Source organism: Variovorax sp. GW821-FHT10B04, assembly GCF_059415645.1.
In genome coordinates this window covers 205,052-231,422 of the sequence record NZ_JBWKNQ010000011.1, presented here as the reverse complement: position 1 = coordinate 231,422, position 26,371 = coordinate 205,052, and the positions used below count along the sequence as shown (strand labels likewise).

At 66.3% G+C, this 26,371-nt stretch carries 25 protein-coding genes; 13 read left to right on the top strand and 12 right to left on the bottom strand.

From position 1 onward, the window contains the following. Window positions 1–170: 170 nt before the first annotated feature. The 6 genes from AC07PZ_RS24665 (at window position 171) to AC07PZ_RS24640 (ending at window position 6,157) form a co-directional block, all read left to right on the top strand. Window positions 171–1,415 (top strand): serine hydrolase domain-containing protein, encoded by a 1,245-nt coding sequence (locus AC07PZ_RS24665; RefSeq protein WP_495297780.1) that lies wholly within the window; start codon window positions 171–173, stop codon window positions 1,413–1,415. Window positions 1,416–1,516: 101 nt separating this feature from the next. Next, complete coding sequence (locus AC07PZ_RS24660) at window positions 1,517–2,770, top strand: serine hydrolase domain-containing protein (protein ID WP_495297779.1); 1,254 nt, start codon at window positions 1,517–1,519, stop codon at window positions 2,768–2,770. Further along, window positions 2,767–3,693, top strand: coding sequence for a 2-hydroxyacid dehydrogenase (locus tag AC07PZ_RS24655; RefSeq protein ID WP_495297778.1), 927 nt, complete (start codon window positions 2,767–2,769; stop codon window positions 3,691–3,693). Before AC07PZ_RS24660 ends, AC07PZ_RS24655 begins: the two co-directional genes overlap by 4 nt. Window positions 3,694–3,748: 55 nt before the next feature. Continuing rightward, window positions 3,749–4,735, top strand: a complete 987-nt coding sequence (locus tag AC07PZ_RS24650; protein WP_495297777.1) for an alpha/beta hydrolase — start codon at window positions 3,749–3,751, stop codon at window positions 4,733–4,735. Between the two features lie 19 nt (window positions 4,736–4,754). After that, complete coding sequence (locus AC07PZ_RS24645) at window positions 4,755–5,390, top strand: FMN-binding negative transcriptional regulator (RefSeq protein WP_495297776.1); 636 nt, start codon at window positions 4,755–4,757, stop codon at window positions 5,388–5,390. A 23-nt stretch (window positions 5,391–5,413) separates the two neighbouring features. Beyond that, complete coding sequence (locus AC07PZ_RS24640; protein WP_495297775.1) at window positions 5,414–6,157, top strand: class II aldolase/adducin family protein; 744 nt, start codon at window positions 5,414–5,416, stop codon at window positions 6,155–6,157. Window positions 6,158–6,183: 26 nt separating this feature from the next. Here the strand turns inward: AC07PZ_RS24640 and AC07PZ_RS24635 are convergent, their stop codons facing one another. From AC07PZ_RS24635 to AC07PZ_RS24585, 11 genes are all read right to left on the bottom strand, one after another. Next, complete coding sequence (locus AC07PZ_RS24635; RefSeq protein WP_495297774.1) at window positions 6,184–6,450, bottom strand: PAAR domain-containing protein; 267 nt, start codon at window positions 6,448–6,450, stop codon at window positions 6,184–6,186. A 32-nt stretch (window positions 6,451–6,482) separates the two neighbouring features. Then, window positions 6,483–8,333, bottom strand: coding sequence for a T6SS phospholipase effector Tle1-like catalytic domain-containing protein (locus AC07PZ_RS24630; RefSeq protein ID WP_495297773.1), 1,851 nt, complete (start codon window positions 8,331–8,333; stop codon window positions 6,483–6,485). Window positions 8,334–8,355: 22 nt separating this feature from the next. Beyond that, complete coding sequence (locus AC07PZ_RS24625; protein ID WP_495297772.1) at window positions 8,356–8,931, bottom strand: DUF3304 domain-containing protein; 576 nt, start codon at window positions 8,929–8,931, stop codon at window positions 8,356–8,358. Then, window positions 8,928–9,887, bottom strand: coding sequence for a T6SS phospholipase effector Tle1-like catalytic domain-containing protein (locus AC07PZ_RS24620; RefSeq protein ID WP_495297771.1), 960 nt, complete (start codon window positions 9,885–9,887; stop codon window positions 8,928–8,930). The genes AC07PZ_RS24625 and AC07PZ_RS24620 overlap by 4 nt, the downstream gene beginning before the upstream one ends. A 21-nt stretch (window positions 9,888–9,908) precedes the next feature. Beyond that, window positions 9,909–10,529, bottom strand: coding sequence for a DUF3304 domain-containing protein (locus AC07PZ_RS24615; protein WP_495297770.1), 621 nt, complete (start codon window positions 10,527–10,529; stop codon window positions 9,909–9,911). A gap of 65 nt (window positions 10,530–10,594) precedes the next feature. Further along, window positions 10,595–11,311, bottom strand: a complete 717-nt coding sequence (locus AC07PZ_RS24610) for a DUF4123 domain-containing protein (protein ID WP_495297769.1) — start codon at window positions 11,309–11,311, stop codon at window positions 10,595–10,597. A gap of 13 nt (window positions 11,312–11,324) precedes the next feature. Then, window positions 11,325–13,913, bottom strand: a complete 2,589-nt coding sequence (locus AC07PZ_RS24605) for a type VI secretion system Vgr family protein (RefSeq protein WP_495297768.1) — start codon at window positions 13,911–13,913, stop codon at window positions 11,325–11,327. Window positions 13,914–14,150: 237 nt separating this feature from the next. Further along, a complete protein-coding gene (locus AC07PZ_RS24600) occupies window positions 14,151–14,813 on the bottom strand; it encodes a glutathione S-transferase (protein ID WP_495297793.1) in 663 nt (220 codons plus the stop codon). A gap of 13 nt (window positions 14,814–14,826) precedes the next feature. Then, complete coding sequence (locus AC07PZ_RS24595; RefSeq protein ID WP_495297767.1) at window positions 14,827–15,084, bottom strand: hypothetical protein; 258 nt, start codon at window positions 15,082–15,084, stop codon at window positions 14,827–14,829. Window positions 15,085–15,095: 11 nt separating this feature from the next. Beyond that, window positions 15,096–15,860 carry an SDR family NAD(P)-dependent oxidoreductase gene (locus AC07PZ_RS24590; protein WP_495297766.1) on the bottom strand — a complete coding sequence of 255 codons (765 nt, stop codon included), beginning with the start codon at window positions 15,858–15,860 and terminating at the stop codon, window positions 15,096–15,098. Window positions 15,861–15,864: 4 nt separating this feature from the next. Next, a complete protein-coding gene (locus tag AC07PZ_RS24585) occupies window positions 15,865–16,662 on the bottom strand; it encodes a Crp/Fnr family transcriptional regulator (RefSeq protein ID WP_495297765.1) in 798 nt (265 codons plus the stop codon). An 84-nt stretch (window positions 16,663–16,746) separates the two neighbouring features. Here AC07PZ_RS24585 and AC07PZ_RS24580 point away from each other — a divergent pair, with 84 nt between their 5' ends. The 7 genes from AC07PZ_RS24580 to AC07PZ_RS24550 all read left to right on the top strand — a co-directional run bounded on the left by AC07PZ_RS24580 (window position 16,747) and on the right by AC07PZ_RS24550 (window position 25,217). Further along, the gene (locus AC07PZ_RS24580; RefSeq protein ID WP_495297764.1) at window positions 16,747–18,708 is read left to right on the top strand and encodes an AMP-dependent synthetase/ligase; all 1,962 of its coding nucleotides are present in this window, start codon (window positions 16,747–16,749) and stop codon (window positions 18,706–18,708) included. Continuing rightward, window positions 18,705–19,574, top strand: coding sequence for an ABC transporter ATP-binding protein (locus tag AC07PZ_RS24575; RefSeq protein WP_495297763.1), 870 nt, complete (start codon window positions 18,705–18,707; stop codon window positions 19,572–19,574). Before AC07PZ_RS24580 ends, AC07PZ_RS24575 begins: the two co-directional genes overlap by 4 nt. Then, window positions 19,574–20,503, top strand: a complete 930-nt coding sequence (locus tag AC07PZ_RS24570; RefSeq protein WP_495297762.1) for a branched-chain amino acid ABC transporter permease — start codon at window positions 19,574–19,576, stop codon at window positions 20,501–20,503. Before AC07PZ_RS24575 ends, AC07PZ_RS24570 begins: the two co-directional genes overlap by 1 nt. Window positions 20,504–20,516: 13 nt before the next feature. Beyond that, a complete protein-coding gene (locus AC07PZ_RS24565; protein ID WP_495297761.1) occupies window positions 20,517–21,581 on the top strand; it encodes a branched-chain amino acid ABC transporter permease in 1,065 nt (354 codons plus the stop codon). An 82-nt stretch (window positions 21,582–21,663) separates the two neighbouring features. Then, window positions 21,664–22,941 (top strand): ABC transporter substrate-binding protein, encoded by a 1,278-nt coding sequence (locus AC07PZ_RS24560; protein WP_495297792.1) that lies wholly within the window; start codon window positions 21,664–21,666, stop codon window positions 22,939–22,941. Window positions 22,942–23,128: 187 nt separating this feature from the next. Then, window positions 23,129–23,941 carry an ABC transporter ATP-binding protein gene (locus tag AC07PZ_RS24555; protein WP_495297760.1) on the top strand — a complete coding sequence of 271 codons (813 nt, stop codon included), beginning with the start codon at window positions 23,129–23,131 and terminating at the stop codon, window positions 23,939–23,941. A gap of 31 nt (window positions 23,942–23,972) precedes the next feature. Further along, on the top strand, window positions 23,973–25,217 hold the full coding sequence (locus AC07PZ_RS24550; RefSeq protein WP_495297759.1) for a phenylacetate--CoA ligase family protein: 1,245 nt from the start codon (window positions 23,973–23,975) through the stop codon (window positions 25,215–25,217). Between the two features lie 43 nt (window positions 25,218–25,260). Here AC07PZ_RS24550 and AC07PZ_RS24545 read toward each other — a convergent pair whose 3' ends face one another. Then, window positions 25,261–26,253: an SDR family oxidoreductase gene (locus AC07PZ_RS24545; RefSeq protein ID WP_495297758.1), complete on the bottom strand. Its 993-nt coding sequence runs from the start codon at window positions 26,251–26,253 to the stop codon at window positions 25,261–25,263. Between the last annotated feature and the right edge of the window lie 118 nt (window positions 26,254–26,371).

Sequence of the window (26,371 nt, the reverse complement as noted above, 5' to 3'; positions counted from 1 at the left end):
GACCTGCGCGTGGCCGCGGAGATCTCCAACTCGGTGGTCGTGATGCAGAAGGGCCAGATCGTCGAGCGCGGCGCGCCTGGCGCGCTCTTCAGCAACCCGCAGCATGCCTACACGCGCACGCTGCTGGGCGCGATGCCGGGGCTGGACTTCTTCGAGCACAAGCTGGCGGCATGAGCATCACCACTTCGGCCTCCGCCGCTGCAGCACCGGCCGCACCCGCGGTCGACCTGGGCTGGCACATGGGCGCGCCTTCGCTGGCGATCGACCCGGACGCGCTGTCGCCCGAACGCATGCGCGCCCGCTTCAGCGGCATGCGCGAGACCAGCCCGACGGTGAACGTCTGGCGCGGTCCCGGCCCGGCCAGCAGCCTGCCGCGCGCATTGCGCGACGACATCGACGCGCTGACCTTCGTGCCGATGGGCAGCGGCACGCCGATGCGCTGGGACGCCTCGCTGGCCGCGAACCACACCGACGGCATCGTGGTGCTGCACCGCGGCCAGGTCGTCTACGAGTACTTCGACGGCCCGCTGAAACCGCACAAGCCGCACGTCTGCATGTCGGTCACCAAGTCGCTGGTCGGCACGCTGGCCGCCGCCGAGATGGTGGCCGGCCGCATCGACCCTGACGCGCTGGTGCCGGCGTACGTGCCCGAACTCGCCGGCACCGCCTGGGCCGACGCCACGGTGCGCCAGGTGATGGACATGACGACCGCGCTGCACTACGACGAGGACTACACCCGCGCCGACGCCGAGGTCTGGACCTACCTGCGCACCGCGGGCCAGCTGCCCGGCATGCCGGCGCCGGCCGGCAGCCCGGTCGGTCTGCGCGACTTCCTGCGCACCATCCGGTCCAGCGGCACGCACGGCGAACGCTTCACCTACAAGACGGTCAACACCGAGGTGCTCGGCTGGATCCTCTGCAACGTGACCGGCCAGCCGCTGGAGCAGCTCGTCGAGGAGCGCCTGTGGACGCCGATGGGCGCCGAGCAGGACGCCTGGTTCGTGGTCGACCCGCACGGCCGGGCCGGCGCGGGCGGCGCCTTCAGCGGCGCACTGCGCGACATGGCGCGCTTCGGCGAGACGATGCGCTGCGACGGCTTCTTCAACGGCCGGCGGATCATCCCCGAGGCCGCGGTCGCCGACGTGCGCCGCGGCGCCAGCCCGGCGCATTTCGCGCAGGCCGGCTACGCGCTGCTGCCTGGCTGGAGCTACCGCGACCAGTGGTGGATGACGCACAACGAACACGGCGCGTACTGCGCGCGCGGCATCCATGGCCAGAACATCTACGTGGACCCGGCCGCCGAGATGGTGATCGCGCGCTTCGCGTCCTATCCGAAGGCTGCCAGCGCCAACAGCGACCCGACCACGCTGCCGGCCTACCACGCGCTGGCGCGGCACCTGATGGCAGCGGCATGACGCGACGCAACGCCATGGCGCCTTGAAGCGCAACGGTCCGGAAGCCGCGGGCACATGCCCGAGCGGCCGCCTCGACCGAAGGATTCAAGGAGACTCGTCACATGAACAACACACCGCAAATTCCCGACGCCGCCGCCAGCCATCCCGCCGCCCAACGCTGGATGCTCGGTTCCCCGCCGCCGCGCGATCGCCAGGTCCGCTTCGCCGAGGGCGGGCTCTTCACCTTTCCGCAGCTGCGCTGGTCCTTCTCGAACATCCGCCAGCTGATGCCGACGGTGAACGTCTGGCGCGGCCACGGCCCGCTGCGGCCGCTGCCGCGCGCCGACCGCGACGACATCGAGGCGGTCGAGTTCCTGCCGCTGGGCGGCGCGCGCCCGATGCGCTGGGACGCATCGCTGGCCGCCAACTACACCGACGGCATCGTGGTGCTGCACCGCGGGCGCATCGTCTACGAGCGCTATCCCGGCGTGCTGCAGGCGCACGGCCAGCACATCGGCTGGTCGGTGACGAAGTCGCTGGTCGCCACGCTCGCCGCGTCGCTCGCCGCCGACGGATTGCTCGACACCAACGCACCGGTCACCCAGTACGTGCCCGAGCTGGCCGTGAGCGGCTGGGGCAATGCGACGGTGCGCCAGGTCATGGACATGACGACCGCGCTGCAGTTCTCCGAGGAATACGTGAACCCGAACGCCGAAGTCTGGACGCACGCACGCGCCGGCGGCATCGTGCCGCGGCCCGCGGGCTATGACGGCATCGACGGCTTCTGTGCCTACCTGCAGACCGTGAAGTCGACCGGCGAGCATGGCCGCGGCTTCACCTACCGCACCATCAACACCGACGTGCTCGGCTGGATCGTGCGGCGCGTCACCGGACTGTCGCTGTCGGAAGCCTTGAGCCAGCGCATCTGGTCGCAGCTCGGCGCCGAACAGGACGCCTACATGACGCTCGATGCCGAAGGCACCGAGTTCGCCGGCGGCGGCTTCAACGGCGCCTTGCGCGACATGGCGCGCTTCGGCGAAATGATGCGCGGCGAAGGCTGGTTCAACGGCCGCCAGGTCGTGCCGACCGCGGCCATCGACGACATCCGCATGGGCGGCGACCGCGCACACTTCGCCAGCGCGAGCTACCCGCTGCTGCCGGGCTGGAGCTACCGCAACATGTGGTGGGTGACGCACAACGCGCACGGCGCCTTCATGGCGCGCGGCATCCATGGCCAGAACATCTACGTCGACCCGTTCGCCGAGATGGTGATCGCGCGCTTCGCCTCGCACCCGATGGCCGCCAGCATGCACACCGACCCGACCACCCTGCCCGCGTACCACGCGCTGGCCCGTTACCTGATTTCCGCACCATGACGATCGTTGCCCTTCTCAGCAGTTCCGCCAACCTCGAATTCCTGCGCCCGATGCTGACGGCGGCCGATCCGTCGCTCGATGTCGTGATCTGGCCCGACCCGCGCTTCGTCGATGCCGAAGTGGCCGTCTGCTGGAACGCGCCGCACGGCGCCTATGCGCAGATGCCCAGGCTGAAGCTGGTGCACAGCATCGCCGCCGGCGTCGACAACGTGGTGGCCGGCCAGGACGTGAGCCGCCTGCCGGTGTGCCGCGTGGTCGACCCGATGCTGGCCGAAGGCATGCTGCAGTTCGTGCTGTGGGGCGTGCTGCACTTCCACCGCAAGCTCGACCAGGCGATGGCCAGCCAGCGCATCCAGGAATGGAAGCGCCCGCTGCAGACGCCGGCCGCGAGCTGCCGCGTCGGCCTGATGGGCATGGGCGAACTGGGCGGCCACATCGCCAGGCGCCTGCCGCTGCTCGGCTATCCGGTCAGCGGCTGGGCCCGCACGGCGCGCGAGATCGAGGGCGTGACGATGTTCGGCGGCGACGACCAGTTCGACGCCTTCCTCGCGCAGTGCGACGTGCTGGTCTGCCTGCTGCCGCTGACCGCACAGACCCGCGGCATCCTGAACGAACGCACCTTCTCCAGGCTGCCCAGGGGCGCCGCGCTGATCCACTGCGGGCGCGGCGAGCATCTGGTCGAGGCCGACCTGATTGCGGCGCTCGGCAGCGGCCAGCTGCGCGGCGCCGTGGTCGACGTGTTCGAGACCGAGCCGCTGCCGGCCGAACACCCGCTCTGGACCACGCCCGGCGTGGTCGTGACACCGCACATGGCGACCATGGCCACCTACGACGTGGTGATCGGCCAGGTCGTGCGCAACATCGGACAACTGCACGCGCAGGCCCCCTTCTTCAACCAGGTGGACACGACCCGCGGCTATTGAACGCCATGCACGGCTCGCGTCCGCTCATCCTCATTCCAACTGCCAACTCACAGACATGAGCAATCTCGATCCAGCCTTCTCCGCATCGACCAATGGCGCCAAGCCGGCGCCGCTCGATCCGCAAGTCCAACTCTTCGTGCGGCAGATGGCCGCGGACGCCGCCAAGTTCCCGCGCCGCGACACGGTGTCGATCGCCGAAGGCCGGGAAATCGCCGAGCAGGTGCGCGCCCCCTGGACCGCCGGCGGCCCGGTGATGGAGCGCACCACCGAACAGATGGTGCCGACGCGCCATGGCGAGGTGCTGATCCGCACCTACTACCCGAAGGAACGCCGCATGCCCGGCGCCTTCCTGTACATCCACGGCGGCGGCTTCGTGCTGTTCAGCATCAACACGCACGACCGGCTGATGCGCGAATACGCGGACCGCGCCGGCATCGTGGTGGTGGGCATCAACTACACGCGCGCACCCGAAGCCAAGTTCCCGCAGCCGATCGAGGAATGCATCGACACGGTGAGCTGGCTGATCGCCAACGCGGCCGAGATCGGCTTCGACCCGAAGCAGTTCTTCATCGGCGGCGACTCGGCCGGCGGCAACCTGTCGCTGTGCACCTCGATGCATTTCCGCGACCTGGGCAACAGCCCGATCCGCGGCATGGTGCTCAACTACACCGGCTTCAGCACCGACCTGTACCAGGACTCGGTGGTGCGCTACGGCGCGGGCGACTACGGCCTGTCGCTGCACATGATGGTGTGGTTCTACCGGAACTACCTCGGCCGCAAGGAGGACTTCACCGACCCGCGCATGAACCTGCTGGACGCCGACCTCAAGGGCATTCCGCCGGCGTTCCTGGTCATCACCGAGTGCGATCCGCTGTACGACGGCAACATCGAGATGGTCGCCAAGATGAAGAATGAAGGCGTCGACGTCGCGTCCAAGATCTACCCGGGCACGGTGCACAGCTTCCTCGAAGCCATCTCGGTCGCCGAGGTCGCCAACGAGGCTTTCGAAGACACCGTGCGCTGGTTCCAGCAGCACGCCTGACGCCCGGGAGAACCGACGCATGTACACGCCACCCGCCTATGCGGAGACGGATGCCCAGCTTCTGCACGCACGCATGCGCGAGTGGAGTTTTGCGACGCTGGTGACGCAAGGGCCGGACGGCCCGAACGCCACGCACCTGCCCTTCCTGCTCGATGCCGACGTCGGCCCGCACGGGATGCTGACCACGCACCTCGCGCGCGCCAACCCGCAGGTGCGCGACCTGCAGCTCGGCACGCCCGCGCTGGTGATCTTCCAGGGGCCGCATGCCTTCATCTCGCCGAGCTGGTACGAGAACCGCATGACCTTTCCGACCTGGAACTACACCGCCATCCACGTGCGCGGCATGCCTACGCTGGTGGAAGACCCGCAGGCGATCCACGCCGTGCTGCAGCGCACCGTGGCGCAGTACGACACGCCGCTGGGCGGCGAATGGGCCTTCGGCGCGATGCCCGAGACGCTGACCGCGTCGCGCATGAAGGCGATCGTCGCGGTGACGCTGCCGATCGCCAGCCTCGAAGGCAAGATGAAACTCAACCAGGACAAGAGCGTGGCCGATCGCCTCGGCGTGATCGCCGCGCTCGAACGGCAGGACGATCCGCAGAGCCATGCGGTCGCCCGCCTCATCCGTCAACAGCCCGACCTCACCACCTCATGAACGCCCGCACAGGAGTCACCGAAATGAACGCGCTCGAACCCATCGACCCGCAGGATGCCGAAGCGAAGACCCGGCACGACCTGGCCGCGCTGTACCGCCTGATCGCCCACTTCCGCATGACGGACCTGGTCGACACGCACATCAGCGCACGCATCCCGGGCACGCCCGACCACTTCCTGATCAACCGCTACGGCGTGCTCTTCCACGAGATGCAGCCGTCGGACCTGGTGAAGATCGACCCGAGCGGCCGCGCCGTGGACGATGCCATGAAGTACGGCGAACAGCGTGTGAACGTGGCCGGCTTCACCATCCATTCGGCCGTGCACATGGCCCGCCACGACCTGGCCTGCGTGATCCACACCCACACGGCCGACGGCATTGCGGTGTCGTGCCTGGAAGAAGGCCTGCTGCCGATCACGCAGCATGCGCTGAAGTTCTACGGCCACCTCGGCTACCACGCCTACGAAGGCATCGCGCTGGATCTCGAGGAACGCGAGCGGCTGGTGAAGAGCCTGGGCAACCATCGCGCGATGATCCTGCGCAACCACGGCCTGCTGGCCGCCGGCCGCACCATCGCGGAAGCCTTCCTGAACATCTACTTCCTCGAGCGCGCATGCCAGGCGCAGGTGAAGGCCTTGAGCGGCGGCCGCAAGCTGAGCATGCCGCCGGTCGAGGTCTGCGAACGCACCGCGGCGCAGTTCAACCGCGAAGAAGGGCTGGCGCACTCGCAGATGGCGTGGGAGTCGGCGCTGCGGCTGCTGGACTGAACGGTCTCATCGGCTGCGTACAGCGCTCAACCGGGCAGCGAGGCGATGAGCACCGCCCCGCATTCGGTACGGTCGCCTTCGTAGGCCAGCAGCACGCCGTGATGGCGACGGCCGCCGCCTGCGGTGGCGACGATCCGGAAATCGCCTTTGCACTTCGGGCAATGCACGACATTGCCCTCGCCAGCTGCGGCGATGCCATGCACCGTCAACTCGCGCAGCGCAGTTTTGACGGTGCCTCCGTGATCGGTGGTGTCGCCCAGGCGGATGGCCCGGCGGCCTCGGATATCACGCATGGGGATTCTTTCGCTGCGTTGCCGGATTCAATTCAGGCAGCTCGTCGTGCATCGCCATCCAGCGCTTGAGGCAGTTTTGCATTCACCTGTACGTCGCTGCCGCAATACAGCCCGCGCCAGCGCACGTAGCGCTGCGGCTCCGCCATGATGTGAATCAGGTTGCGCAGCGTGGCGTTGCCGCCAGCCGCCTGCCTGAACTTGCCGATGAAACCCGCGTAGGAGTCGTGCACCCAGGTGTCGAAGAAGTTGCCCAGGCTGTCGTGCAGCCGAAGCGCCTTCATCTCCTTGAAGATCTCCGCAGCCTTCGGATGAAAGCCCTGGCGTACCTCCTTGTCGCCGGTGAGGTTCAGGTCGATCAGCGGCGCCGCGCTGGACAGCAGGCGCACCTGGTCCTCGAAGATCTTCTGACCCAAGCGGTAGTACACGAGGGACTCCGCGTCTTCTCCGATGGCGGCGAACTTCACGCTGCCGAGATCCTCGAAGCTCTTGGCGACGGTGACGCGGTAGCGCCAGGCCAGGTAGCGCAGGCCATGCTGGCGCAGCGCATCGCGTGCGTTCAGGCCCGCTGGCACGCCGCAGAGTTCGGCGAAGTAGCGCTCGACGGCGCGGCGCACGTAGTAGGTGCCGTAGGCGTCGTGGGACATGGCGTAGCGCTCAGGTAAGCGCAGATCGCCGCCGGCCTCCGAATGGATGTCCATCCACGGCACATATTCATGGTTCTCGCACGCTGCCCGTGCTGCGTCGTACATCCGGTTGAGCGCGAACTGCGAGAGCTTGCGCCCCTCCTCGGGCTCGAAGCGTTTGGCGATGGAGCGCCCCGGCTCGACGCTCCGGACCATCCCCGCCTTGCCCTGCTCGCCCGCCGCGTAGCCGCCGCCCACGTCGCTGTGCACGCCGGGGTAGAAGTGCTCGCTGCAATTGGCCGGCACCACGCCTTCTTCGCCACCCACGCTGTCGCTCGGGAAGTTGGCGCGCAACTCGTGCAGCGCGACGAAGTGCACGCAGCGCTTCACCTCGGGATGAATGCGCAGATCCTTGGCCAGTCCCCAGGCGTTGTGGCCGCTGCCCCCGGCGGCATTGGTCACGCCGACGCTGGAGACGGTGTCGAACAAACCGAGCATGCGCACGTAGCTCGGCACGCCGAAGAGTTCGCCGCGGCTGAGCATCAGCGCATGCAGCCAGGAGGTGAAGACGCGCGCCTGTGCGGCACCGCGGCTGAAGCCGAAGACGTCGAGGTAGATCGCCGAGATCTTCGGCAGCGTGGCGCGGGCCTGGACCTGCCGGGTCAGTTCGGAGGCGATGCGGGCGAAGAAGCGGTGGCGCTCGCCTTCGAGGTTCGCGCCGAGGAAGCTGCGGTCGCTGGCGCCGACGAGGCCGCGGGAGAGGCCGAGGTCTTTGAGCATCTGTTGTTGGGGAGTGAGCCGGGGTGGATGCGGCTGGTCGGAGAGTGAGTCGGGGACTTGGGTTTCGGAGCAGAGGGCGGCGAGTTGGTCTATGTCGAATCGAACTTCTTTGTTGACAAAGCGATACACGGAGTTAACGACCTGCAGCAAGCCATAAACGATACGGGCCTCACCGCCTGCACCGAACGGCGCTCCCAAAGCGGGCGGAATTTTTTCTCCAATTTCAGTGAATGGAGTGCCAACACCCGAGACATAGTGCCGATAAAAGCCTTCTGATGGTGTATTTCGGTAGGCAGCGGACAGTCGAGTTACGTTCGTATTGATGCTGCTCAAGTCTCCTTCAACATTCCAATTATTGTCAGTTCCATCGAAGAACAGTCCGATGTTCAGTGTGAATTCGCATTTGTACGCTCTGGAAATTGGCAAGGATGCCGGGCAGCTGCTTACCGCAACATCGAGTGCCGTCTTGAATTCCTTCATTTAATTACTCCCTGACAAATATTTATTCTTGATTCATGCTCTTTTCCGCCGGCTTCTCATCAGGCAGCGGCGCATAGTCCGGCGCGGGGCCGCGAGGATAGGGCGGGCCTGGATATCCATCTGCCTCGGGATAGCCACGCGGAACCCAAACTTCAACTCTATGTCCCGGAAGAAAATGTACATACAAGCCTGAACTTTTCCCGGGCTCTACTTCAAAGTGAATCGGTACTACCTGTTCGTGGTACCGACCTTCGTTTACACGACTTCTGTAAGTTTCCCATTTGACCCTCACCATCACAGGCTTGGTGATTGAACGTGGAAGAAGTACACAGCAATAACCGCCCCCGCCGCCGCCCCATCCCGACACATTACCTCCCGACGCACCATCGACAAAGAATTCTGGAACTCCGATACTTTTCCCGTAATGACCAACGCCAGCAATTGGAACGGCCACCTTGCTCCGGTCCGGCACCAAGTCATTGATGCCACTGATGCAACCGGCGACAAATATCGATAGGGCGATGGTCATTACCCGATAGACAACGCTCATCCGTCTTTCAGCAATGCGGTTACCGAACGGATTCAACTGGTCGTTCATGCAACTCCTCCTCGAAGCGTATTGACTGATGCGTGACCTCTCCTGCAACGCCTTCGCCGATTCGCGATACGGCAGCGCTTCACCTCGGGATGAATGCGCAGATCCTTGGCCAGTCCCCAGGCGTTGTGGCCGCTGCCGCCGGCGGCATTGGTCACGCCGACGCTGGAGACGGTGTCGAACAAACCGAGCATGCGCACGTAGCTCGGCACGCCGAAGAGTTCGCCGCGGCTGAGCATCAGCGCATGCAGCCAGGAGGTGAAGACGCGCGCCTGTGCGGCGCCACGGCTGAAGCCGAAGACGTCGAGGTAGATCGCCGAGATCTTGGGCAGCGTGGCGCGGGCCTGGACCTGCCGGGTCAGTTCGGCGGCGATGCGGGCGAAGAAGCGGTGGCGCTCGCCTTCGAGGTTCGCGCCGAGGAAGCTGCGGTCGCTGGCGCCGACGAGGCCGCGGGAGAGGCCGAGGTCTTTGAGGATCTGTTGTTGGGGAGTGAGCCGGGGTGGCTGGGGCTGGTCGGTATTGAGATCGGGGACTTGGGTTTCGGAGCAGAGGGCGGCGAGTTGGTCGAGGGTGAATCTTCTGATCTGGTTGTTCACGAAACTGTGAATGGAGTTGATCACCTGCAGAAGGCCGTAGACGATGCGCGCTTCGCCGCCTGCACCGAATGGCGCTCCCAAAGCTGGTGGATTTTTTTCTCCAATTTCGGTGAATGGGGTTCCAATACCCGAGACATAGTACCGATAAAAGCCTTCCGATGGATTATTTCGGTAGGCAGCGGACAGTCGAGCTACGTTCGTGTTGATACTGCTCAAGTCCCCTTCAACATTCCAGTTATTGTCAGTTCCATCAAAGAACAGTCCGATGTTCAATGTGAACTCACATTTGTATGCTCGGGAAATCGGCAAGGATGCCGGGCAACTACTTACTGCGACGTCGAGCGCCGTCTTGAATTCAGTCATTTAATTACTCCCTGAAGATACTTATTTTTGATTCGTGCTCGTTGCCGCCGGCTTCTCGTCAGGCAGCGGCGCATAGTCTGGCGCGGGGCCGCGAGGATAGGGTGGCCCCAGGTATTCGGTGCTCGCCGGTCCTTCCGGCGTGTACCAGACTTCAACTTTGTGTCCAGGAAGAAAATGAACTTTCAAACCCGATCCTCCTTCACCGGGTTGGACGGTGAAATGAATCGGCACGACCTCCTCATGCTTCTCCAATTTGCAGCTTTCGTTCCTATCAACGATTCGATCATTGACGAACTTAATGTGGCCGATATCGCAACTCTCCCATTTCACCGTCACGTTGATGGGCTTGGTAACGACGCGGGGCAGCAGAACACAGCAAAACCCGCCGCCCCCACCACCCCAGCCTTCAACGTTGCCCGCGTGAAAACCGTCGATAGAAAATCCGGGAATTCCAATCATTCGGCCGTAATGCCCGACACCCGCGACGCTCACGCCAACCTTGCTCTGATCAGGCACAAGATCATTGAGCCCGCTGACGCAAGCGGCCACCGATAGCGATAAAGCGAGGGTCGCAATCCAACTGAGGATGCACTTCCACGCTTCCAAAATGCCGCTGCCATCCGCATTCAAATCACTGTTCATGCAATCCCCCATAAATAGCTTCCATCGATTCCGCAACGCCTCGCTCGATACCGCTGACAAAGCCACTACCCTCGTGCATCGACCGCAGCAAACGCCCGGCGCCCCAACGCCAGCAACGCACCGCGATCCTTGCCACCTTCTGCGAGCCACTGCTTGACGCACTGCTGCGCCATGCGATGGTTGTGCAGGTGATCGGCATCGGGCCTCGACGCCGGATCGCGTTCCAACGCGGCAAGCAATGCATCCGGCTCACTGGCATCGATGAGCGCATGAATCTGCGCCTCGTTCAGCCGCAGCGGAGCGTCGCTGGCGACGGAGGGCTCTTCATTGCGCAGCTTCAAGTGCGTCAGCTTTCCGTCGTAGCCATACAGCGCCCACTGTTCGATGGGGCCGGTAAGTCGATGCCATTGATCCGCTTCGAGAACGTGTGCCACATGCGCCAGCACGCGGCTGTCGGCAATGCGCAGCCCGAAGACATCGCCGTCCGGATCGACGAAGCGCATGAAACGACGCAGATGAGCGGCCAATTCCGCCAAGGTCTGTTTCGACTCCACCAATGAGGAAGCCATGCGCTGCGGATAACTCATGGCGACACGACTGACGGGTTGCTCGATGCCGTGCTCACGAATGGCCGCCAGATCGATCAGCAATGGTCCTGCCAGTCGCGCTTCGCCGGGCGGCATCAACGCCTCGAACCAGTCGGCCTTGCCGTCCTTGAACAGCGGCGAGACCGAGAGAGCGCCATACACCATGGCACCGTCCAGAAGAATGAAGGTCTTCATCGTCACGGTCGCCTCACATCAGCGCCACGGGGCTGCCTGCGAGCGCAGCCTTCAGCAGGCAGGGGATGCACACGTTCGTGGGCATCTCCGGCAGTGCGGTGCGCAGGGTGTGCGGCCCGAAGGTCTGGTGATCGCCGGCCCACACGTGATGAGCACCGGGCGTCTTGAAAGAGAAGCCCGCAGCGTCCATGACGAGCTGGCTGTGTTCGATCTCCAGCGAGATACCCAGCTTGGCCTTCAAGTGAATCCAGTCCTTGCTGCTGATGATCTCGACGGCGCGCTGCGCCACCAGTTCGATCATGTCGTCCTGCGCCTGAAGCTGGACCGGCCCGCCGGCCGCGAAGATGCGGATGCCTGCCTTGTGGGCGAACAGCCGGACCGCGTCGAAGGCACTGACCAGAAAGCTCTTGCCGCTGCTGACGCTCGTATGACCGGCGCTCGTCGTGGCGATGTCCTCACCCGCCGCGCAATGCAGGCTCCCGGCGGCCGTGGCGGCAATGTCTGCGGCGCTGGCAAGCACCAGGTGCGGCGCCGTCAGTTCCGGGAAACGCCCGGCGTCCACGTCGGCGGGACCGGTGCCCTGGATCGATTCGTTCTGCGTCTGCAACCGAGCTGCCACCTCGGCCTGGTCGGCATCGGGTTCCTGGGCACGATGCCGGGTCGCGAGCGATGCCGTGGTGCGGTGCTGCGTGTGCGCTGCGACCAGCCGACGCAAGGGCTCGGCCATGTCCGTGACATAGCTGCGGGCGCGCTCTCGACCTTCGGTCGTCAGCAACAGGCCCGCCATGGCGCGCAGGGCGCCACGTACGTCGGTGCGCAATTCGAAGCCTTCGCCACGCCGGTCCTTGCGCCCGGCGTGATCCTCGATGCGGGCGATGTCGCCCAGGCTCAGTTGACTGTGGCCATGGTCGCTCTTGAGCTGGGCCTGCAGCCCGCCCGCCGTGTCGTCGAGGATCAGATGGTTGCTGCGTCCCGCCGCGCCATTGCCGCCGTCAGCAGTGAGTTCGCGCGAGCGGAAGCCACTGAGGGCCTGCTGGCCTGGAAGCCGCCAGGGCGGCATGTTGAGCTGGTTGAACACCCGGCCGGTGACGATCGGCAGGTCGGGGTCGCCACCGATGAAGCTGACGATGACCTCCTGGCCGACGCGGGGTACATGCATCGCACCTGACTGGTTGCCGGCCCAGGCGCTAGACACCCGCACCCAGCACGAACTGCGCTCGTTCTTCCCGCCGTGACGGTCCCAGTGGAACTGGATCCTGATGCGGCCCAGGTGATCGGTGTGGATGTTGTTCGGCGTGCCTTGCGCGTTGTCGATCCCGACCACCACGGCCGTCTCGGGGCTGTGGTGGCGCGGCTTGGCCACTGTGAAGTCAGGCCGCAACGCCTGGTGAAGCGGCTGCGCTTCGAACGTCAAGTGGACCTGCCATTGCTGCGCGTGTGGCGCGCCGGAACCACCTTGCGAAGCCTCGGCAACGTCCTCCACGCACAGCGTCGTCGAAATCAGAAGATAGTCGCCATTGGCCTCTTGACGGGGATGGTGCGTCAGTTCGACAACGTGCCCTGCAAGCAACCCACGCAGTTGACCGCGTCCCTGTGCGCGCACGCCCGTCTGGCGCAACGCGTCCATGCGCAGACGCGCGAGCAAGGCGCCTTGCATCTCGCTCTGATTGGCGTCCGCCAGCGTGCCTGCATTCGGCTGGCTGTAATCACTGCCCTGGTCGGCGCGCCACAGGTAGCGCTCCTGCGTTGCATGGCCGGTGTCGCGAGGATCCTTGTCGCTCGCCTCGAGCGATGCGCGTGGCCTCGTGTAGTCGTACTCCCGGCTGCGGTACGCGCCGCTGGTGAGGCTGTCGCTGATGATGAACTCGTCGATGAACTCCTCGTCGATCTGGTTCTTTCCGTCATGAAAACGCACGCGCCGATACGCTTCGCTGGGATGGGCCGGGAATGCGCCGTTGTTGTCGCACAGCACCAGCCTGTGGCCACCGTCGCTGTGCTCGAAGTGGAAGTTGATGCCCCATTCCTGGCACAGCCGCAACATGAAATCGGCATCGGTCTCGTTGAGTTGCGTCTGCGTATCACGCTCGGGATAGCGGGTGCCGAGCCGCTTCTCGACAGGAAAGACATAGTCGGCAAGCACTTCTTCAAGAATCTCGACGACAGTCTTGTTCTGGAAGATCCTGCAATCGCTGGTGAGCGTCGCCAGATGCAGCCATGGTCGCAAGGTGTACTCGTAATACGCATGCCGGTCCGATGCGCGCAGAAAACGTGCCTTCGTCACGATGCCGCTGATCTGGCGCTCGCCTGCGCCAAACCCTGAGGCGGTGGGTCCGACAAGGCCCGGGACGAATGTGCCCATGCCCTCCAGCTCGATATGAACCGTCAGCTCGCGACCGACCGCCTCGTTGAGCTTGATATCCAGCGCCACGCTGGGGCTGAAGCTCCGATGGTCGGGCGTCTTGAGCAGCAAGCGGTACTCGAAGAGGCGGTTCACCGCTTCGGTACCTTCCAGCCGGACAGGCGTCAAAGCAGGCTCGCCCTGCCACTTCGGCACGGCTGCGCCGGACACGCGCAATGCGCGCGCACTGGATCTGATGGTCATCTTCTACTCCCTGAAACGGGAGGCAGTCTGCCATCCGAACCCATGTGGAGCGGTCCTGGATTCGCCAGAACTTTGCTCACGTCGCAGGCCAGCCACACAACGTGAAATCCAGTCGCCTGACTCGAAATCCAAAGATTACAAAACGAATTCGCAATCTAAACGCGACGCATGTGACGCGTCACGCCAGCGGCATCCGTCAGCCGCATGAAGCGCCGCAGCGGCCTATGGTCTACCGCCTCACGGCGGAAAGGCGACGCCCTCGCCGGCCTTCCAGGCCTCGTACTTGCCCATCACGCGCTCGAAGGCGGCACCGCCTTCCCACGCGGCCAGCCACTCGCGCAGCCGCGGCCACGGTTTGGCGCCGAACCACGCCGGGTCGACCATCGCGAACTGCCGCACGAAGGGTGCGATGGCGGCATCGGCCAGCGCTTCGCGCGGCCCCGCCAGGAAGCGCCGCTGCTGCAGGCGTGCATTGAGCTGGCGCAGGAACGACGCGCCCGTCTCGCGGTGCATCAGCGGATCGGTGTCGCCGTAGCGGCCGGGGTACTTGTAGCGATCAAGCTCGGGCTTGAAGTGCAAGTCGCACTGCGCCACCAGCGCCAGCATGTCGTCGAACGATGCATCGCCCGGCTGCAGCCAGCCTGACGGGTCATGGCGCCGCAACGCCCACAGCATGATGTCCAGGCTCTGCTCGATGACCGCGCCATCGGTGGTCACGAGCACCGGGACCGTGGCCTTGGGCGATACGGCGAGCAACGCGGCCGGCTTGTCGCGCAGCACGACCTCGCGCAGTTCGCAGCGCTGGCCGCTCGCCAGCAGCGCCAGCCGTGCCCGCATCGCATACGGGCAGCGGCGGAAGGAATAGAGCACCGGCAGCGCCGTGCCGATCGGGTCCGCCATGTCGTCCACCGGCTCAGTCCGGCACGAACTTCGCCTTGAACTTCGTCTCGTCGGCGGCGTCCTCGAACGTGACGAGCTGGCCCGACTTGTTGTCGGACAGCCGGTGCGCGGCAAACAGGCTGTAGCGACCCTTCAGGTAGTAACCCTCCATCTCGATCAGCATGTACGGGTAGGGCACGAACACCTGGTGCTCGAACACCACGCGATGGACGTTGCGCGGATTCGGGAACAGCTTGTACTCGGCCGTGGTGATGGCTTGTGCGGTGGCCATGTCGGATGTCTTCAGACGTCGCGCACATCGGCCACCGGCTTGCTGCCGAAGTCCGCGCGCGCGAGATAGGCCAGCACCTTGCCGGCGGCCGTGGCGGGCGAGTCGAGCAACCCGTCGTCCTTGAGCTTCAGGAAGCGGCTGCGGTCGGGGAACAGGCCGGCGTCGGTGCCGCGCATCTGCACCTGCATGTCGGTGTCGATCACGCCCGGTGCGAGCGACACGATCTTCGCGCCGTTCGGCAGCGCGGCTTCTTCCAGCGCGACGCAGCGCGAGAAGTGGTCCATGCCGGCCTTGGCCGCGCAGTACGGCGCCTGGCTGGCCATCGCGTTGCGGCCCAGTCCGGACGAGATGTTGAGCACCTTGCGAACGCCGCGCCACGACTGCGTGGCCGCGAGGAAGGCGGCCGTCAGCAGCATCGGCGCCTCGAGCCCGATGCGCAGCGACTGCGCGAGGTCAGGCGACGCGGCGGCCGACAGCGGGCCGAGCCGGCCGACGGTGCCCGCGTTGTTGATCAGCGTGACGCTGTCGAAGGCCGCGCCGTCCTGCTGCGCAAGCCACGTGCGAACGCGCTCGGCCGCCGCCGCCGGCTCGGCCAGGTCGAAGGACCATTGCTCGAGCGACGCGCCGGCCTGCTGAGCCTGGCCCGCCAGCGCCTCGTCGGTCTTGCGCGAGATGCAGACCAGCGCGTGGCCGGACTGCAGCAGTTGCCCCGCCATGGCACGGCCCATGCCGCGCGAGGCGCCGGTGATGAGGGTGAGGTGTTTCGATGAAGTCATGTGTCTATGCGCCTGAGCTGCTGGAGGAAAGGGAAAGGTCGGCGCGCGCTGCGCGCCGTGGGGAAAGAGACGAAGCCGGAGAGGCCGCCACGCTGCCGCGCAGTGCCGCGAGATCGATCACCCGCAGGCCGCCGTATTCGACCCGGATCATGCCCTGTGCCTCGAGCGCGCGCAGCGCCTCGTTCACGCGCTGGCGCGACAGGCCGATCAGGTAGGCCAGTTCCTGTTGCGTGATGCGCAGCATGCCGCCCACACCGGGGAACAGCACCGGGTTGAACAGCGCCGCGAGGTTGCGCGCCACCCGCGCGTCGGGGTTGTTGAGCCGGTCGGCCTCGCGCGCCGCGATGAACTGGCCGAGCCGCTCGTTGAGCTGGTTCATCACGAAGCGGTTGAAGCCGATCGAATGGTCGAGCAGCCAGTGGAACTCGTCGATCGGCAGGCCGGCCACGAGGCTGCGGCGCAGCGCCTGGATGTTGTAGCGGTAGGGCTCGCGCTTCATCGCCGTGCCCTCGCCGAACCAGCCGCCCGGCGGCAGGCCGCTGTAGGTCATCGACGTGCCGTCGGCGCGGTCGTTGCTCATCTTCAGCAGGCCTTCGATCACGCCGAACCAATAGGTCGGCGGACGGCCGATGCGGCAGACCAGATCGCCGGGCTCGGCCTCGCCGACCACCACGGCACCTTCGGCGCGGCGACGCTCGGCCGGCGCCAGCGTGTGCAGCCACGGGACGTTGTCGAGCTCGGCGGCGGTGGCCGCACGCACGCGGTCGCGGATCGAATTGCCGCTGGGACTGCCGATCGGCATCGGGAAACTCCGGGGAGTGGTATCCCGGAGATTGTCGTCGCAACGACAACTTGGCGTCAAAGTGCAACCTACGATCCGCCCACTGTGACGACACCTCCCACCACCTTTCCCCGCCTGCTGCTGGCCCATGCACGGCAACAGCCCGACGCTCCGGCCGTGCGCGAGAAGGACCTCGGCATCTGGCAGACCTGGACCTGGGCGGACACGGCGCAGGCCGTGCGCGAGATGGCCTGCGGCCTCGCGAGCCTGGGCTTCCGGCCCTTCGACAACCTGGCCATCGTGGGTGCCAACCGGCCGCATCTCTACATGGCGGTGATCGCGGCGCAGAGCCTGCGCGGCGTGCCGGTGCCGCTCTACCAGGACGCGGTGGCGAGCGAGATGGTGTTCATGCTGGACGACGCGGGCATCGAGTTCGTGATCGCGGAAGACCAGGAGCAGGTCGACAAGCTGCTCGAATGCCGCGAGCTGCAACGGCAGGCAGGCGGCGTGCAGCGGCTGCGCCACATCGTCTATGACGACCCGCGCGGCCTGCGCCACTACGACCAGCCGGGGCTGATGAGCTTCGCGCAGCTGCGTGAACTCGGCCGCGGCTTCATGGCCACCGACCCGGACTTCTTCGACGCGGCCGTCGCGAGCGGCGAGCCGGACGACGTCGGCGTGATCCTCTACACCTCCGGCACCACCGGCCGGCCCAAGGGCGTGTGCCAGACGCATGCGAGCTTCATCGCGGCGGGCCGCGGCGGCGTGACCACCGACCGGCTCGGCCCGGGCGACGACGTGATGAGCTACCTGCCGATGGCCTGGGTCGGCGACCACCTGTTCTCGGTGGCGCAGTGGCTGGTGGGCGGCTTCACGCTCAACTGCCCCGAGTCGGCCGCGACCGTGATGAACGACATGCGCGAGATCGGACCGAGCTACTACTTCGGCCCGCCGCGCACCTTCGAAGGCCTGCTGACCTCGGTGTCGATCCGCATGGAAGACGCGGCCGCGCCGAAGCGCTGGCTGTATGCGAAGTTCATGGCGCTGGCCCGCCGCGTGGGTGCGGACATCCTGAACGGCGCGCCGGTGAGCGCCGTCGATCGCTTCATGTACGGCGTCGGCAACGTGCTGATCTACGGCCCGCTGCGCAACGTGCTGGGCATGAGCCGCATCCGCGTGGCGTACACCGCGGGCGCGGCGATCGGCCCCGACCTGTTCCGCTTCTACCGCTCGATCGGCGTCAACCTGAAGCAGTTCTACGGCCAGACCGAAACCTGCGCCTACGTGTGCCTGCAGGAAGACGGCAAGGTCAAGCTGCAGACCGTGGGCCCGGCGGCGCCCGGCATGGAACTGCGCATCGCCGACAACGGCGAGGTGCTGGTGCGCGGCGTGTCGGTGCTCAAGGAGTACTACAAGCGCCCCGACGCCACGGCCGAGGTGCTCGACGCCGATGGCTTCTTCCACACCGGCGACGCCGGCGTGCTCGACAGCGAAGGCCACCTGCGCATCATCGACCGCGCGAAGGACGTGGGCCGCATGGCCGGCGGCGCGATGTTCGCGCCCAACTACATCGAGAACAAGCTCAAGTTCTTCCCGCAGATCAAGGAAGCCGTGTGCTTCGGCGACGCGCGCGACGCGGTCTGCGCCTTCATCAACATCGACTACGAGGCGGTCGGCAACTGGGCCGAGCGGCGCGGACTGGCCTATGGCGGCTACGTCGACCTGGCCGGCAAGCCCGACGTGCTGGCGCTGGTGGCCGACTGCGTCGCCCAGGTGAACGCCGACCTGGCCGCGGAACCCGGCATGGCCGACACGCAGGTCGCGCGCTTCCTGGTGCTGCACAAGGAACTCGACCCGGACGACGACGAGATGACCCGCACGCGCAAGGTGCGGCGCGGCTTCGTGGCGCAGAAATACGCGGTGCTGGTCGATGCGCTGTATGGCGGCAAGGCCGAGCAGTTCATCGAGACGCAGGTGAAGTTCGAGGACGGCCGCACCGGCTCGGTCAGCGCGACGCTGACGATCGTCGATGCGAAGCGGTTCGCTGAAGTGAAGGCGGCAGCATGAGTTCAGAAAAAAGCAGGGCGACGACGGATGGCCAGAAACCATCCTTCGACAGGCCGTCCAAGCCTGCACAGGCAGGCTCGGAGCCACGGCCTGTCGTCCTCGACATCCAGAACATCTCCCTGAGCTTCGGCGGCGTGAAGGCGCTGACGGACATCAGCTTCAACGTGCGCGAGCGCGAGGTGCGGGCCATCATCGGACCGAACGGCGCGGGCAAGAGCTCGATGCTCAACTGCATCAACGGCGTCTACCAGCCGCAGCAGGGCTCCATCACCTTCCGCGGCGAAGTCTTCAAGCACATGAACTCGCGCCAGGTGGCCGAGATGGGCGTGGCGCGCACCTTCCAGAACCTGGCGCTCTTCAAGGGCATGAGCGCGCTCGACAACATCATGACGGGGCGCAACCTCAAGATGAAGAGCGGCCTGCTGGCGCAGGCCTTCCGCAACCCCTTCGGCTGGGGCTCGGCCGAGCGCGAGGAGCTGGAGCAGCGCGAGTTCGTCGAGCACATCATCGATTTCCTCGAGATCCAGGCGTATCGCAAGACGCCGGTCGGCCAGCTGCCCTACGGCCTGCAGAAGCGCGTCGACCTCGGCCGCGCGCTGGCGATGGAACCGCAGGTGCTGCTGCTCGACGAGCCCATGGCCGGCATGAACGTGGAAGAGAAGCAGGACATGAGCCGCTTCATCCTCGACGTGAACGACGAGTTCGGCACGACCATCGTGCTGATCGAGCACGACATGGGCGTGGTGATGGACATCTCCGACCGCGTGGTGGTGCTCGACTACGGCAAGAAGATCGGCGACGGCACGCCGGACGAAGTGCGCAACAACGACGACGTGATCCGGGCTTACCTCGGGGTGGAACACTGATGGGCTTTTTCCTCGAAACCCTGTTCGGCGGCCTCATGGTCGGCATGCTGTACGCGCTGGTCGCGCTCGGCTTCGTGCTGATCTTCAAGGCCTCCGGCGTCTTCAACTTCGCGCAGGGCGCGATGGTGCTGTTCGCGGCATTGGCGATGGCGCGCTTCGCGGAATGGCTGCCGCGCTGGCTGGGCTTCGACAGCCTGCTGCTGGCCAACGTGCTGGCCTTCATCGCGGCGGCGCTGTGCATGGTCGGCGTGGCCTGGGCGGTGGAACGCTTCGCGCTGCGCCGGCTGGTCAACCAGGAAGGCATCACGCTGCTGATGGCGACGCTCGGCATCGCCAACGTGCTCGACGGCGGCGGCCAGCTGATCTTCGGCAGCGCCACCTACAAGATCGACATCGGCATGCCGAAGGATCCGCTGCTGGTGCTCGAGAACATCTTCGAAGGCGGCCTGCTGCTGAACCAGGAGGACCTCTATGCTGCGGTGGCCGCCGCGGCGCTGGTCGCGCTGCTGACCCTGTTCTTCCAGAAGACGCGCACCGGCCGCGCACTGCGCGCCGTGGCGGACGACCACCAGGCCGCGCAGTCGATCGGCATTCCGCTCGGCCGCATCTGGGTCATCGTGTGGTCGGTCGGCGGGCTGGTCGCGCTGGTGGCGGGCCTGATCTGGGGCAGCAAGCTGGGCGTGCAGTACTCGATCTCGCTGGTCGCGCTGAAGGCCTTCCCGGTCGTGATCCTCGGCGGCCTCACCTCGGTGCCGGGCGCGATCCTGGGCGGACTGATCATCGGCGTGGGCGAGAAGCTGTCCGAGATCTACCTCGGCCCGTACGTGGGCGGCGGCATCGAGAACTGGTTCGCGTACGTGCTGGCGCTGGGCGTCTTGCTCATTCGTCCTCAAGGCCTCTTTGGCGACAAGATCATCGACCGCGTCTGAAGAGATCGACACCATGTTCTACAGAGAAAACGGTCAATTCAAGAGCAGCTATCGGGCCGACCTGGCGCTGTTCCCGATCGCGCAGGACCGCTGGGCCATGCTCGCGCTGGCGGCGATCTGCTTCGTCGCGGTGCCGATGCTGGTCAGCGACTACACCTTCCGCGCGGTGCTGATCCCCTTCCTGATCCTCGCGCTGGCGGCCATCGGCCTGAACGTGCTGGTCGGCTACTGCGGCCAGATCTCGCTCGGGACCGGCGCCTTCATGGCGGTGGGCGCCTATGCGGCCTACAACCTGCAGGCGCGCATCGAGGGCATGCCGCTCATCCTGTCGATCCTCGGCGGCGGACTCGCAGCCACGGTGCTGGGCGTGCTGTTCGGCATTCCGAGCCTGCGCATCCGCGGGTTGTACCTGGCGGTGGCGACGCTGGCCGCGCAGTTCTTCATCGACTGGTTCACCAACCGCGTGAAGTGGGTCACCAACGACTCGCCCTCCGGCTCGGTCGGCGTGCGCGTGCTGCAGATGCTGGGCTACGAGTTCAGCACGCCGGTGCAGAAGTACCTGCTGTGCCTGTGCTTCGTGGTGGTCTTCGGCTTCCTTGCGAAGAACCTGGTGCGCGGCGCGATCGGCCGCGAATGGATGGCGATGCGCGACATGGACGTGGCCGCGGCCGTCATCGGCATCCGCCCGGTGTACGCCAAGCTCACGGCCTTCGCGGTCAGCAGCTTCATCGTCGGCGTGGCGGGCGCGCTGTGGGGCTTCGTGCACCTGGGCGCCTGGGAGCCCGCGGCCTTCGGCATCGACAAGTCGTTCCAGCTGCTGTTCATGATCATCATCGGCGGGCTCGGCTCGATCGCCGGCTGCTTCTTCGGCGCCGCCTTCATCGTGCTGCTGCCGCTGCTGCTGAACTACGTGCCGCATTGGCTCGGCCTGTCGATCTCGACGGCCACCGCGTCGCACCTGGAACACATGATCTTCGGCGCGCTGATCGTGTTCTTCCTGATCGTCGAGCCGCACGGCCTGGCGCGGCTGTGGTCCACCGCCCGACAGAAGCTGCGCCTGTGGCCCTTCCCACACTGAAGACCTCCCCATTCGCTTCCCGTGACCTGACCAACTAGGAGACAAGAGAATGAAACTCAGAATGCAGATCGTCGCCGCAGCCATGGCTGTGGCATCTCTGGTGGGCGGTGCGTCCGTCGCCACGGCGCAGCCGGCCGAGCAGTTCGTGCCGCTGCTGGTCTACCGCACCGGCCAGTTCGCGCCGCTGGGCATTCCATGGGCCGACGGCAAGCAGGACTACCTGAAGCTGGTGAACGCGCGCGACGGCGGCGTCAACGGCGTCAAGCTGACCTACGAGGAATGCGAGACCGCGTACGACGCGGCCAAGGGCGTGGAGTGCTACGAGCGCCTGAAGACCAAGGGCACCGGCGCATCGGGCTTCGACACGCAGTCGACCGGCATCACCTTCGCGGTGACCGACAAGGCCTTCGTCGACAAGGTCGTGGTCGAGACGCCCGGCTACGGCCTGTCGCAATCGGCCGACGGCACGGTGTTCGAGTGGAACTTCCCGCTGCTGGGCACCTACTGGACGGCTGCCGACGTGATGATGCAGGACATCGCGAAGAAGGAAAAAGGCAACCTCAAGGGCAAGAAGATCGCGCTGGTCTACCACGACTCGCCCTATGGCAAGGAGCCGATCACGCTGCTGCAGAAGCGCGCCGCCGCGCAGGGCTTCGAACTGTCGCTGTTCCCGGTCACGCCACCCGGCGTGGAGCAGAAGTCGACCTGGCTGCAGATCCGCCAGCAGAAGCCGGACTACGTGCTGTTCTGGTCGGCCGGCGTGATGACGCCCGCCGGCATCCGCGAGGCGCAGGCCAGCGGCTATCCGCGCGAGAAGATCTACGCGATCTGGTGGGCCGGCTCCGACCATGACGTGAAGGACATCGGCACCGGCGCCAAGGGCTACAACGCGATCACCATCCACAACAGCGCGGCCAAGGACAAGGTCCAGGACGACCTGAAGAAGATCGTCTACGACAAGGGCCAGGGCACCGGCCCGGCCGAGAGCGTCGGCTCGCTGGCCCACACCCGCGGAATGATGATCTCGATGCTGCAGGTCGAGGCGATCCGCGCCGCGCAGGAGAAGTACGGCAAGGGCAAGGCGATGACGCCCGAGCAGGTGCGTTGGGGCTTCGAGAACCTGAACCTCACGGCCGACAAGCTGAAGGCGCTGGGCTTCGGCGAGATCATGCGGCCGGTCAAGACCTCGTGCAGCAACCACATGGGTGACGACTGGGCACGCATCGTCCAGTGGGACGGCGCCAAGTGGGAGATCAAGTCCGACTGGTACCAGTCCGACAAGAGCTTCATCGACCCGCTGGTGAAGGAATACGCGGAGAAGTACGCGAAGGACAAGAACATCAAGCCAAGGGCCTGCTGAACCCCAGTCTTCGCGCACTTCGTGTCGCTTCGCCAACCCCCTCACCGGGGGCAGCACCAGCGACCCGGCAAAGCCGGTCCCGCGGTGTTTCCCGAAGGGAGCGCGTAGCGACCGCTGTCGGCTCGCAAGAGCCGGCATGTGAAAGGCGGGCGCAGGCCACGGCCTTTCACATGCTTCGGACCACACCATGAGCGAACCCAACATCCTCCTCAACGTCAACGGCATCGAGGTCATCTACAACCACGTGATCCTGGTGCTCAAGGGCGTGTCGCTGACGGTGCCCGAAGGCGGCATCGTCGCGCTGCTCGGCGGCAACGGCGCCGGCAAGACGACCACGCTGCGCGCCGTGAGCAACCTGCTCGCCGGCGAACGCGGCGCGGTGACCAAGGGCACGATCGAGCTGCGCGGCGAGCGCATCGAGGCGCTCACGCCCTCGGCGCTGGTGCAGCGCGGCCTGGTGCAGGTGATGGAAGGCCGCCACTGCTTCGCGCACCTGACGATCGAGGACAACCTCATGACCGGCGCCTACACGCGCACCGACGGCAAGGCCGCCGTGGCGCAGACGCTGGAGAAGGTCTACGCCTACTTCCCGCGGTTGAAGACGCGCCGCGGCTCGCAGGCGGCCTACACCTCCGGCGGCGAACAGCAGATGTGCGCCATCGGCCGCGCGCTGATGGCCAACCCGAGCATGGTGCTGCTCGACGAGCCGTCGATGGGCCTGGCGCCGCAGATCGTCGAGGAGGTCTTCGCGATCGTGAAGGACCTGAACGAGAAGGAGCGCGTGACCTTCCTGCTCGCCGAGCAGAACACCAGCATGGCACTGCGCTTCGCCGACTACGGCTACATCCTCGAGAACGGCCGCATCGTGATGGACGGCGAAGCGAAGAGCCTGCGCGAGAACGAGGACGTCAAGGAGTTCTACCTGGGCGTCGGCGGCGCCGACCGCAAGAGCTTCCGCGACGTGAAGAGCTACAAGCGGCGCAAGCGCTGGCTGGCCTGAAGCCGACAAGGCACAACAAGGGAGCAACGGCATGTCCGACCACTACGACGCGCTCGAACTGCGCGCACCCGCCGAACGCGAAGCTGCACTGATGGTGGCCTTGCCGCGCCAGCTTCGGCACGCGCAGTCCGCCGCACCGGCCTTCGCCGAGGTCCTCGCAGGCATCGACTGCGGCACCGTTGCGACACGCGAGGCGCTGTCGAAGCTGCCCGTCACGCGCAAGACCGACCTGCTGGAACGCCAGAAACGGCTGCGCGCGAGCGACCCGTTCGGCGGCTTCAGCGCGATCGGCCGCGGCTCGGCCATGCCGCGCATCTACGCCAGCCCCGGCACCATCTACGAGCCCGAAGGCGCGGGCCGCGACTACTGGCGCACCGCGCGGGCGCTGCATGCCGCGGGCTTTCGCGCGGGCGAGCTGGTGCACAACAGCTTCAGCTACCACCTGACACCGGCCGGCACGATCCTCGAAAGCGGCGCGCATGCGCTGGGCTGCACCGTGTTCCCCGGCGGCACCGGCCAGACCGAGCAGCAACTCGAGGCCATGCTGGAACTGCGGCCGAACGGCTACGTCGGCACGCCGAGCTTCCTGCGCATCCTGATGGAGAAGGCGGCGGCGGCGAACCTCGCACTGCCGAGTCTCACCAAGGCGCTGCTCTCGGGCGAAGCCTTCCCGCCCAGCCTGCGCGACTGGCTGGCCGAGCGCGGCGTGCAGGGCATGCAGTGCTATGCGACCGCCGACGTGGGCCTGATCGCCTACGAGACGCAGGCGCGCGAGGGGCTGGTGCTCGACGAGGGCGTGCTGCTGGAGATCGTGCGCCCCGGCACCGGCGACCCGGTGCCGGAAGGCGAGGTCGGTGAAGTGGTCGTGACCACCTTCAACCGCGACTATCCGCTGGTGCGTTTCGGCACGGGCGATCTGTCGGCCGTGCTGCCCGGCGCCTGCCCCACCGGCCGCACCAACACGCGCATCCGCGGCTGGCTCGGACGTGCCGACCAGACGACCAAGGTGCGCGGCATGTTCGTGCATCCGGGGCAGGTCGCCACGGTGCTCAAGCGCTTTCCGGAAGCAGCGCGCGCACGGCTGGTGGTCGAAGGCGAGATGGCGGACGACCGCATGACGCTGCACGTCGAGGCTGCAGCCGACGAAGCCCTGGCCACGCGCATCGCGGACGCCGTGCGCGAAGTGACCAAGCTGCGCTGCGCCATCACCTTCGTGCCGCTCGGTGGCTTGCCGAACGACGGCAAGGTGATCGAGGACGCACGCAGCTACAAGTAGCGGGCCGCGCCCGCCACGCCGTCGGAGGCGGCAGCGTCGACGCTCAGATCGCGGCAACGCTGCCGGTGACGGGCAGCACGATGCCGGTGATGTAGCCCGCGCAGACCGGCGAAGCCAGGAACACATAGGCCGGCGACAGCTCCTCGGGCTGCGCAACGCGCTTGAAGTCCGTCTCCTTGCCGAACTTCTTCACGTCGGAGGCGGTCTTGTCGGCCGGATTCAGCGGCGTCCACACCGGGCCGGGCGCAACCGCATTCACGCGGATGCCGCGGTCGATCACGTTGAGCGCCAGCGCCTTGGTGAACGCGTGGATCGCGCCCTTGGTCGCCGAATAGTCGATCAGGTTGCGGCTGCCCTGCAGCCCGGTGCGCGAGCCCGTGTTGATGATCGAGCCGCCCGCCGGCAGATGCGGCAACGCGGCGCGCGCCATGCGCATGTAGCCGCCGATGTTGGTCTGCAGCGTGAGGTCGATGCGCTCGTCGCTGATGTCCTCCAGCGACTCGGCATGCATCTGGAAGGCGGCGTTGTTGACCAGCACGTCGAGCCGGCCGAAGGTCTTGACGGCTTTCTCGACAGCACGCTGGCAAAAGGCCGCGCGCCGCACGTCGCCCGGGATCAGCAGGCAGCGCCGGCCTTCGGCCTCGACCGCGGCCCGGGTCTCTTCGGCATCGGCGTGCTCGTTCAGGTAGACGACGGCGACGTCGGCGCCTTCGCGCGCGAACAGCACGGCGACCGCACGGCCGATGCCGGAATCCCCGCCCGTCACGATCGCGCTCATGCCGGCCAGCTTGCCGCTGCCCTGGTAGCCCGGCGCGTTGTAGCGGGGCCGCAGCTTCATGTCGGCTTCGCGGCCCGGTTTCTTCTGCTGCTCGCCGGTCTGCCGGCTGGGCTGCACGCGTGCGCCGGCCTGCACCGCCTTCGTACTCTTCTTGGCCGGTGCGGCTTGGTCCCTGGTTTTTTGACCGCGCTGGATCGCGCGATGCGTCTGTGCGAGTGCGCTGCCGTCGGCGTTGCGCGAGGGGCTGGAACGGGCCACGGAAAGCTCCTGTGCAGATGGATGACGTGTCCACGCTAGCCAACGCCCGGCCCGGGGCCTGTCGTCCAACACCGATGCCGATCGCCCGAAACGCGGCCTCCGAACCCCTCTGTTTTCG

Coding starts and splice junctions, on each gene's coding strand:
- AC07PZ_RS24560 (WP_495297792.1), top strand. CDS start 21,664: ATGGCTGTGGCATCTCTGGTGGGCGGTGCGTCCGTCGCCACGGCGCAG.
- AC07PZ_RS24605 (WP_495297768.1), bottom strand. CDS start 13,913: ATGACCATCAGATCCAGTGCGCGCGCATTGCGCGTGTCCGGCGCAGCC.
- AC07PZ_RS24610 (WP_495297769.1), bottom strand. CDS start 11,311: ATGAAGACCTTCATTCTTCTGGACGGTGCCATGGTGTATGGCGCTCTC.
- AC07PZ_RS24595 (WP_495297767.1), bottom strand. CDS start 15,084: ATGGCCACCGCACAAGCCATCACCACGGCCGAGTACAAGCTGTTCCCG.
- AC07PZ_RS24650 (WP_495297777.1), top strand. CDS start 3,749: ATGAGCAATCTCGATCCAGCCTTCTCCGCATCGACCAATGGCGCCAAG.
- AC07PZ_RS24635 (WP_495297774.1), bottom strand. CDS start 6,450: ATGCGTGATATCCGAGGCCGCCGGGCCATCCGCCTGGGCGACACCACC.
- AC07PZ_RS24615 (WP_495297770.1), bottom strand. CDS start 10,529: ATGAACAGTGATTTGAATGCGGATGGCAGCGGCATTTTGGAAGCGTGG.
- AC07PZ_RS24585 (WP_495297765.1), bottom strand. CDS start 16,662: ATGCCGATCGGCAGTCCCAGCGGCAATTCGATCCGCGACCGCGTGCGT.
- AC07PZ_RS24620 (WP_495297771.1), bottom strand. CDS start 9,887: ATGACTGAATTCAAGACGGCGCTCGACGTCGCAGTAAGTAGTTGCCCG.
- AC07PZ_RS24660 (WP_495297779.1), top strand. CDS start 1,517: ATGAACAACACACCGCAAATTCCCGACGCCGCCGCCAGCCATCCCGCC.
- AC07PZ_RS24570 (WP_495297762.1), top strand. CDS start 19,574: ATGGGCTTTTTCCTCGAAACCCTGTTCGGCGGCCTCATGGTCGGCATG.
- AC07PZ_RS24625 (WP_495297772.1), bottom strand. CDS start 8,931: ATGAACGACCAGTTGAATCCGTTCGGTAACCGCATTGCTGAAAGACGG.
- AC07PZ_RS24630 (WP_495297773.1), bottom strand. CDS start 8,333: ATGAAGGAATTCAAGACGGCACTCGATGTTGCGGTAAGCAGCTGCCCG.
- AC07PZ_RS24655 (WP_495297778.1), top strand. CDS start 2,767: ATGACGATCGTTGCCCTTCTCAGCAGTTCCGCCAACCTCGAATTCCTG.
- AC07PZ_RS24565 (WP_495297761.1), top strand. CDS start 20,517: ATGTTCTACAGAGAAAACGGTCAATTCAAGAGCAGCTATCGGGCCGAC.
- AC07PZ_RS24550 (WP_495297759.1), top strand. CDS start 23,973: ATGTCCGACCACTACGACGCGCTCGAACTGCGCGCACCCGCCGAACGC.
- AC07PZ_RS24575 (WP_495297763.1), top strand. CDS start 18,705: ATGAGTTCAGAAAAAAGCAGGGCGACGACGGATGGCCAGAAACCATCC.
- AC07PZ_RS24590 (WP_495297766.1), bottom strand. CDS start 15,860: ATGACTTCATCGAAACACCTCACCCTCATCACCGGCGCCTCGCGCGGC.
- AC07PZ_RS24640 (WP_495297775.1), top strand. CDS start 5,414: ATGAACGCGCTCGAACCCATCGACCCGCAGGATGCCGAAGCGAAGACC.
- AC07PZ_RS24645 (WP_495297776.1), top strand. CDS start 4,755: ATGTACACGCCACCCGCCTATGCGGAGACGGATGCCCAGCTTCTGCAC.
- AC07PZ_RS24665 (WP_495297780.1), top strand. CDS start 171: ATGAGCATCACCACTTCGGCCTCCGCCGCTGCAGCACCGGCCGCACCC.
- AC07PZ_RS24555 (WP_495297760.1), top strand. CDS start 23,129: ATGAGCGAACCCAACATCCTCCTCAACGTCAACGGCATCGAGGTCATC.
- AC07PZ_RS24600 (WP_495297793.1), bottom strand. CDS start 14,813: ATGGCGGACCCGATCGGCACGGCGCTGCCGGTGCTCTATTCCTTCCGC.